Source organism: Streptomyces shaanxiensis (assembly GCF_039537145.1).
GTDB lineage: Bacteria > Actinomycetota > Actinomycetes > Streptomycetales > Streptomycetaceae > Streptomyces > Streptomyces shaanxiensis.
In genome coordinates this window covers 1-8,269 of record NZ_BAAAZY010000020.1, presented here as the reverse complement: position 1 = coordinate 8,269, position 8,269 = coordinate 1, and the positions used below count along the sequence as shown (strand labels likewise).

Genomic DNA, 8,269 nt, shown 5'->3' with positions numbered 1-8,269 from the left:
GCTCCACGTTCCCCGCCCCATACCGGGTCAACGTCCCCCTCACCACATAGGACACGGTCTTAGAGATCGTCTCAACTGGCCTGATCACCAGGCTGACAACCGTGATGGTGATGGTGGAGCGTCTGGTGCCGGACGGATTTTGGGCGTTGTTCCAACGGGTGGTTCCGGCTGCTCCGGGACAACCCCAGGGGGAAGGCCAGCGCAGATACGGGACCGGCAGGTGCTGGCGGCCATCGTGTTCGTGGCCACGACAGGCTGCATGTGGCGGCAACTGCCGCCGGGCTTTGGCCCGTCGGGGCCGACAGCGCATCGACGCTTCACCGAGTGGAGTCGGGCTCGGGTGTGGGCCAAGTTCCACCGCCTGGTCCTGGACGAGCTTGGCGCCTGCAGCGCCCTGGGCTGGACGCGGTGCGCGATCGACGCGGTCAACATGCGGCGCAGAACATCACCCCACGCATCGCCCGCAGGGCATCGAGCCCTCTCAACGGCGGGGTCGCCATCGTTGGATCGTGGAACGGACAGTGGCGTGGCTGGCCGGGTGCCGCCGCCTACAGTGTCGGTACGAACGGAAGGCAGAACACTTCCTCGCCTTCGCCGGAATTGCCGCGCTCTGATCTGCTTCCGCAGGCTTGCGAAGGCCATCAACTCGACGTGATCCGTAGGGTACGGCCAACCGCACCCATCGGCGAACGGAGTTACCGTTGCGCATCGGCTTGTGCGCGGGCGCGTTCAATGTCGGGGACGTGGCTCTCGGCCCATTCCCGGACGGCACGTAGGGGTGTCAGCAGTGACCGCCCGAGGTCGGTGAGGGCGTACTCGACATGCGGGGGATGTGCGGGAATCTCCGTGCGAGCGATCAGACCGTCGTACTCCATCGCGCGAAGCGTCTCGGTGAGCGCCTTCGGTGTGATCCCCCGGATGTGTGCCTTGAGCTCGGTGAATCGCATCGACCTGTTGTCCAGCGCGTTGACGATGAACACCGTCCAGCGCGCCCCGATCCGGTGCAGAACGGTGCGACTGGGGCAGGTCGCGGCCATGACGTTGTAGGCGTTACCCATGCACGACTCCCGGTAGCGTTGTAGTTACCAGTATCGAATCTATACCGTCCGGGTGGTGACTCTTCCCGATTGCACGGCCCGTCACTCGATAGCTCGGCACCGCCGTTTCGTCGCTGCGATCGTCATCGACTCGATCGGCACCGGTGTCTTCGTCCCCGTTTCGATGCTGTACTTCCTGGCCACGACATCACTGACACTGGTGGAGGTGGGCGCGGCACTGACGACGGCCGGGCTGCTGGCGCTCCCGGTGGGCCCTCTGGTCGGAGGACTGGTCGACAGGTACGGCGCCAAGCCGGTATTGCAGGCGGCAAACCTGGCCCAGGCGCTCGGCTTCGCCGGGTATCTCGTCGTGGGCCAGACATGGCAGATCGCCATCTGTGCCTGGTTGAACAGTGCCGGGCGGGCGGTGTTCTTCAGCTGCTACGGCGCGACCGTCACGGCGCTGGCCGCGCCCGGCCAACGCGAGCGCTGGTTCGGTCTTCTGGGGTCGGTACGCAACCTCGGCTACGCACTCGGCGGCCTCCTCACCGCCGTCGCCGTCAGCTTCGGTACTCAATGCGTTTACGCCGCGATCGTGGTCGTCAATGCCTTGTCCTATCTCGCCGCCTTCGTTCTGATGCGGGCCGTGCCGAATATCCGTCCCGAGGTGGGCCAGGAAGCTGCTGGAGGCTGGGAGCGCGTACTCCGGGACCTGCGGTACCTGTCAGTGGTCGCGCATCAACTGTGCTTCGCGATCTCCTTGTTCGCCCTCAACATCGCGATACCGGTCTACGCCGTGGACGTGCTGGGACTGCCTGGCTGGACCGCCGGCGCTGTCTTCACGCTCAACACCCTGATGGTCGGCTTCGCCCAAGGCATCATCGTCGGGTGGCTCAGCGGGCGGATCCGCAGCCGCGTCCTCGTCGCCGGACACGCCTGCTTTGCGGCCGGCTACCTCCTGTTCCTCGCCGCCGACCGCGTGGCTGCGCTCGCCCTCGCGGTCGGCGTCGTGCTGCTCGGTGCAATCAGCTACACCTTCGGTGAAATCGTCTGCGGCCCCATCACGTCGACTGTCGCCGCGGAGAGCGCCCCAGACGCTCTCCGCGGCCGGTACTTGGCCCTCAACCAGCTCGCCGTGAGTGTCGCAGGAGCGGTCGCTCCGGCCGCCCTCTCCGGGTTGCTGTCCACGGGGGCAGCCGCAATCTGGCTGACCCTGGTCGGCGTCAGCGTCCTCGGAGCCACGCTCGCCAACGTGATCGGCAAAGTGGTGCCGGCGGCGCAGAGCCACATCGGAGGTGTCTAGTGCCGTAGGTTCGCCGGGTTGGCGGTCATAGCGGTTGAATGGGGCCCCTATGTGCTGCAAGCGCGAGGGGGGCGCCGCCGGTATCGGGCAAGCAGCAGGAGTACGCCCTCACAGCCTGAACGGGATTCCCTACTCGCCAGGCCCGCTCACGGCCGTGGTAGGGCCCTCCCACGCAGCCGCACTTCCGCCCCTGCGCGACGACCCCCCCCGGGTAGCGCTCAGCGGGCACTGCCAGCGCCCTGCTTCCAGCGACCGGGTGGGTACTTGGGCTAAATGTGCGCGCGAACTCCTGGCCGGACGGGCGGGGGCCGTACATCGCCTGGAGGTTGCGCCTGGACACCTTTTGCTGTCGCCCCCGGTTGTCAGTGTCGGGTGGAAAACTGCCCGGCATGATCGAACCGAACCCGAAAGCGGACCTTCTCCGATACCTGCAAGAGGCGCGTGATGCCATGGTGTGGAAGCTCGATGGGCTCTCGGAGTACGACATCCGCCGTCCGCTGACCCCCACGGGCACGAACCTCTTGGGGCTGGTCAAGCATGTCGCCGGCGTGGAGCTCGCGTACTTCGGCGACACGTTTGGGCGGCCGTTCTTCGACGAGGAGCCGCCGTTCTGGTGGTATACCGAGGAGCCAGAACCCAACTCGGACATGTGGGCCACTGCAGACGAATCACGGGACCAGATCGTTGGGCTGTATCGCCAGGCGTGGGAGCACTCCAACACCACGATCGCGACGATGACGCTTGACGCGATCGGTCACGTCCCGTGGTGGCCGCAGAAACGCCGAGAAGTGACGCTGCACCACATCCTGGTGCGCGTGATCTCCGATACCCAGCGGCATGCCGGCCACGCGGACATTCTGCGCGAGCTCATCGACGGATCCGTCGGATATGCGCCAGGCAAGGACGACATGCCACCAGGGGATCAGGCGTGGTGGGAGGGGCACCGGAGCCGACTGGAGCGCGTGGCGCGGGAGGTCAACGGCTGATGCGCTCTGCTGCCGACCCCGCTGGCTCCGGGGTCGGCCATACGGCGCCGTTCAGCCGGCTGCGGTCTGCTCGGCCAGGGCTTGGGCTTGGGGTGAGTGGTTCCGTGGCGTGCGGCCACGGACCTTCGCAAAACCCGTTGGCGGACCACGGCGACCACTGCTACTTTCCCGGAGGCCGTGCGAGAGAACGAGGAGGTGGTACCCGTGAACGCAGTATCGACATGGGTGCTCCCCTCCGGGGTCACGGTCGGGCGATAGGTCGTCCGGGAGCGCCGTTCACGCGCACTCCCGAAAGGCACGACCATGCGATTCACTTCCGAACAGCGCCTCGACGACGGCGTCCTCGAGCGTGAATTCACCCTCGGCGAGATCCCCGGCACCCTGTGGACGCCTGAATCCGCCGCACCTGTCCCGCTGATCCTGATGGCCCACAACAACGGCCTGCCCAAGGCGCAACCCCGGCTGGTGGCCCGGGCCCGGCACTCCGCGGCGTACGGCTACGCGGTGGCCGCCATCGATGCCCCCGGGTGCGGCGACCGGCCCTGTTCCGCCGCCGACGAGCAGGCTCGCGCGGACCTCCGCCGGGCGATGCAGGCCGGCGAGCCGGTCGACGAGATCCTCGAGTCCTTCGTCGGCCCGCTGGTCGAAAAGACGGTCCCGGAATGGCGGACCACGCTGGACGCCCTCCTTGCGCTGCCCGAGATCGGCGGCCCGGTCGGGTACGCGGGGTGGACCGCCGTCGGCATTCGGCTGGCGGTGGTCGAGCCGCGCATCGCGGCCGCCGGCTTTTTCGCCGGGGGTTACGTGCCCCGCGCCCAACGCGAGGAGGCCAGGCGGGTCACCATTCCGCTGCTGTTCCTGCTGCAGTGGGACGACGAGGGGAACCCCCGGCAGCGGGCCCTGGACCTGTTCGACGCCTTCGGCACCAAGGAGAAGACGCTGCACGCCAACACGGGCGGGCACACCGGCACCCCGCGGTTCGAGCTGGACGACGGGAACCGGTTCTTCGCCCGGCACCTGAGGTGAGGCCGGGCCGTCAGGCCGGCAGCAGACCCGGCCTCCCGGACGCGCCCCATGAGGGAGCACGTCACCGAAACCTGTTGCTGAGCCCCTGACGCGGAGCCCGGGCGGCCGGGGCGGTGTCCTGCGCGCCCGGGTTCCCGTCGTCCGCGACGTTCACCTCCCGCCCAATGCGGGCGGCCGCACGGTCGTACCGCTCGGCATGCCTTGGAGCGCCCCAACCTGATCGCCTCCGCCGCCTCGCCGTCGTGCCGCCCGACGGGGTAGGGCGGGCGCGGGCCCCGGCGGCCTCGGCTCAGCGGCGGCCGCCGCCTCCGCCGGTGCTGGAACCGCTGGTCGTCGAGTTGACGCAGCCGCTGCAGGGGCCTGTGCCCTGCTGCAGGTACCGGTGCTGGTTCGCCAGATCGACCGCGCGTGTCAGCGAAGTGTCGTCGGTGGGGATGCCGATGCCGAACCGGCCATAGAACGCGAGCAGGCCGGCGTCGGCGCGTTCGACCGCCGCCCGGGTGCTGTCGTAGGCCACCGTCGTCAGGCGGCGAACGTCGATGCGCACGAGTCGACCGCCGTCGGGCGGGGGCCGGCCGATTCCCTCGCCCCACCGGTGGAAGATCTTCCTCACCGGGCCGTCCTCCACCAGCCCGCCGAGGTACTCCTTGACCAGCTGTACGGCCTGGTTGTCGCCCAGGTCGAGGGCGTCGAAGGTGCGGGTGATTGCGAGGGAGGCGAGCTCGGCGAACCGGTCGGTTTGTTGCTCCCGCTCTGCGGTGCGCTGTTGGCTCTCGTCGAGCTGACCGAGCCGGCCGTCGAGGTCGTCCGCCTCCGGGGTTTGGGCGGGTTGTGGCGCCGGGTCGTCGAGAGCGAGGGTGGCGGCCTGGAAGCGGCCGACCTGCCGGGCGATGTCCAGCGCCGTCCGGTTCACGGGCTCTCCGGGTGGCGAAGGAGCGGCCCGGTGCACGGCGAGAATCACGTCCCTCAGACGGGCAGCGGCCCGGGGATGCGCCGAGACCTGCTGGTGGATCTCCTTGTACGCGGCCGCAGCGCCCTCGGCGTACTGCCGACGCTGAACCTCGAGCGCGTATCTCTCGGCCACCGGGCGCTTCCATGCGCCCTCGGACACCGGTGCCAGAACGACGAGGAACAGCAGGGCGACCATGATGCCGACATTGATCCCTGAGAGGGACCGCCGTGCGAAGTTGGCCGTGATGCCCAGCGGCAGCCGGGATTCGCTGAAGCGCGCCGGGCGCAGCCGCTGTCTGATCCGCGCGACGTGGTCAGGCCAGCGCAATACGGCGTAACTGCCGACAGCCAGCACCGTGTAGGCCGCCAGCCAGTACAGCCAGTGCACCTCGGTCAGTCCTTGGACCTTTTCCACCACGCCGCGCACAACAGTGACTTGGGGCGGGGTGAACGACAGTACGTTGGCCAGCCACACCATGAGCAGGGTCAGCACCAGGCCGAGTTCCACGGACAGGGCGATGTCGGCCACCGCCTGCACTGTCGGCCGCGTCGAGTCCTTCAACTTGCGCCAACCGCGCCACGAGAGCCAGATGGCGAGCGGGAAGAAGAGCCCGGCGGCCGGCGTGAGGGTCAGTACGTCGCCGGAGACGAGCTGCTCGACGGCGAGGACGACCAGAAACACGCCAGGGAGATCCGGAAGGTGGCGCACGATCAGGCGTTCGGACGCACTGCACCGCCTCATCGCGAGCAGCAACGTCCAGCCGCCGAAGAAGAGCAGCGCCACCAGGGGGACCAGACGAGAGGGGATGGCGCGGAACAGGACGAGGAGCAGTGCCATCGGCGGGGCGACCGTGCACAGCGCGAGGGCGGCCGCGGCGACGTATCGGCGATGCCGGATCCAGCGGATCAGGGATTCGACGAGCAGCTCGCCCACTATTCTCGGCACGGCCATGAGGGCTGCCGCGAGGCCCAGGCCGAAGACCGCCCCGAAGAATCCGCCGAAGGCTGCCCTGATGGCGGCGAGGAGTGCAGATCCCGGTCCGTCGATCTCCTGTCGGGTGCCAAGGCGCCAGGCCGCCCACACGCCCAGCCCGAAGGTGACGTACAGGGCCAGGAGTTCCGGTACGTCGCTCGTCGACTCCTCGTCATCGCGGGCGGCCGACTCGGGGTCGATCGGGGTCGGTTCGGCCGGAGTCGGTGTGGCCGGAGCGCGTGCGGCCTGCGACCTGCGTTCGTGCAGCCGACGGGCGACGTCGAGGAAGATCTCCAGATTGGGTACCTGGTACCCGGGCCTTGCGAAATGTGTCGGGAAGTCGCTGCCACGCGAGGCGACCAAGAGGTCGCCCTCGGCCGTGAGGGAGAGCGAGTCAACGTCCTCCCAGGTAGTGAAGTCGTCCCGGCCGCGCCTGCGCCGTACGGTCAGCCCGTCCTGGCTCAACACAAGTTCTCCGAAAGAGACCTCACCGCCACTCAGAGCCGTTTCGACGGCCGGGGCCAGCTGCGCGTCCCGCACACCCTGCAGGATCGCCGGACCCCACTCCTCCTCCTGAGGGAGCTGCGCGCCCCTGATCGCCGTACGGGTGCGCAGGCCCCGGATCTTCTCGCCGCCGAGTGCGGGGCTACGGTGCGCTGCCCCGAGCGTGACGACCGTCCCCTCGGGGTTGGACAGCTTGTAGCGATTCGAGCCGTTCGTGAAGACAGCGGTCGACGGCCAGGGATAGACCGCTTCCGTACCGTCGGCCGCAATCGCGACGAGGCCCTTCTCGTAATGGCGGAACTCCACTCTTGTGTGCCGCCGATACCACAGCGCCCGGATTGTGAACGGCCCCAGCAACGCCAGCCCGCCGAGCACGGCGGCCGCATCGGCCCCCTCCCAGCCGAAGAACGCACCGAGGAGGAGGGTCAGGAGGTAGGTCAGGATCGAGAAGGGAACCAGAGTCAGCAGGAGCAGCGCGTACGCGGAGGGCCTTCTGCGCTGCGGGCGGTAGGTACGGCGATGACGCCCCAGCCCCGGGCGCTCCGCGCCCTCCTCTGCGCCCATGAGCTCATCCACAGATAGATCGACTCTCAGTGGGCCTGCGGATAGCCGATGTCGGAGATGTCCTGGGCCAGGTCCGCAAGGGTGACCTCGACATTCAACGACGACACAAGTTCCTGGTCCAGCGGCCGCAAGGCATACACGTCACTCACCGCTTCCAGATCCACAGAGACCTCGTAATAGTCCTCGGCGAAGCGCTGGAACGCTTCTGGTGAGCGGTCGACCAGTAGCGGGAACAGGCCCGTGGCACCATCGGGGTCGGCACAGTTCGAGGGGAAGTCGATCGTGCCGTGGTGCCACTGATCATCCGTCGCCTCCCGCCACAGACAGACCGTCACGACGGGCACGCCGTCCTCGTCGGTGAACGCCGGCTCCTGGACGAAGGGCTTGAAGACATCGGGAACATCGTCAATCACTCCCGGCCAGGGCTCGCAATCATGGGCATACGGGCTCATCGGCGATTCATGGCCGAAGCCGCGGACATAGCCCCCCGCCACCGAGAACACGATGGAGTACTCGTCTCCCGACCCGTTGCGCATCGAGGCCATCTCCTCGCCTTCAGCCCAAGCGGCGTTGAAGGAGTAGTACCGGCTTTCCCAGTCTGGGCTCAGGATCGCGTCGAGCATCGCAAGCGAGCGGCACAGGTCCCGAAGGTCGGCGATGGTGGGAAGCCGGCGAGCTACGTCATAGACAGTCACGGGCTCATCCAACCGGATGCCTCTGACATCAGGGGCGCCCCTGCCAGACTGAAGTCGCCCGAGAATAGCCCGTGGGCAAGGGCTGACGGTTCGGCGCCGTGGAAGAGGTCCTGCTCCGGCTGAAGGAGTTGTTGCGGCCGTCTTGGGACCGCGACGCTACCGCAGATAGTCACTGAGCTGTTTCAGAGTGGCCACTGATCGGGTGACGCGGGCAGTGTGCGCAACGCACG

Annotated in this window: 6 protein-coding genes and 1 pseudogene; 4 read left to right on the top strand and 3 right to left on the bottom strand. The window is 68.1% G+C overall.

Features of this window, described 5'->3' with window-relative positions:
- Window positions 1-104 precede the first annotated feature (104 nt).
- Window positions 105-655, top strand: a pseudogene (locus ABD932_RS32175) (transposase).
- Window positions 656-695: 40 nt separating this feature from the next.
- Here ABD932_RS32175 and ABD932_RS32170 read toward each other — a convergent pair.
- A complete protein-coding gene (locus tag ABD932_RS32170; RefSeq protein ID WP_345018120.1) occupies window positions 696-1,058 on the bottom strand; it encodes a winged helix-turn-helix transcriptional regulator in 363 nt (120 codons plus the stop codon).
- 55 nt (window positions 1,059-1,113) lie between these two features.
- Between ABD932_RS32170 and ABD932_RS32165 the strand changes: the two genes are divergently transcribed.
- From ABD932_RS32165 to ABD932_RS32155, 3 genes are all read left to right on the top strand, one after another.
- Window positions 1,114-2,340, top strand: a complete 1,227-nt coding sequence (locus ABD932_RS32165; RefSeq protein ID WP_345018117.1) for an MFS transporter — start codon at window positions 1,114-1,116, stop codon at window positions 2,338-2,340.
- Between the two features lie 389 nt (window positions 2,341-2,729).
- Window positions 2,730-3,326 carry a DinB family protein gene (locus ABD932_RS32160; RefSeq protein ID WP_345018115.1) on the top strand — a complete coding sequence of 199 codons (597 nt, stop codon included), beginning with the start codon at window positions 2,730-2,732 and terminating at the stop codon, window positions 3,324-3,326.
- A 303-nt stretch (window positions 3,327-3,629) separates the two neighbouring features.
- Window positions 3,630-4,352, top strand: a complete 723-nt coding sequence (locus ABD932_RS32155) for a dienelactone hydrolase family protein (RefSeq protein WP_345018113.1) — start codon at window positions 3,630-3,632, stop codon at window positions 4,350-4,352.
- A 289-nt stretch (window positions 4,353-4,641) separates the two neighbouring features.
- Here ABD932_RS32155 and ABD932_RS32150 read toward each other — a convergent pair whose 3' ends face one another.
- Together ABD932_RS32150 and ABD932_RS32145 are read right to left on the bottom strand one after the other, a co-directional pair.
- Entirely contained in the window at window positions 4,642-7,344 is a 2,703-nt protein-coding gene (locus tag ABD932_RS32150; protein WP_345018111.1) for a hypothetical protein, read from the bottom strand.
- A 26-nt stretch (window positions 7,345-7,370) separates the two neighbouring features.
- Window positions 7,371-8,039: a hypothetical protein gene (locus tag ABD932_RS32145; RefSeq protein WP_345018109.1), complete on the bottom strand. Its 669-nt coding sequence runs from the start codon at window positions 8,037-8,039 to the stop codon at window positions 7,371-7,373.
- Window positions 8,040-8,269 lie beyond the last annotated feature (230 nt).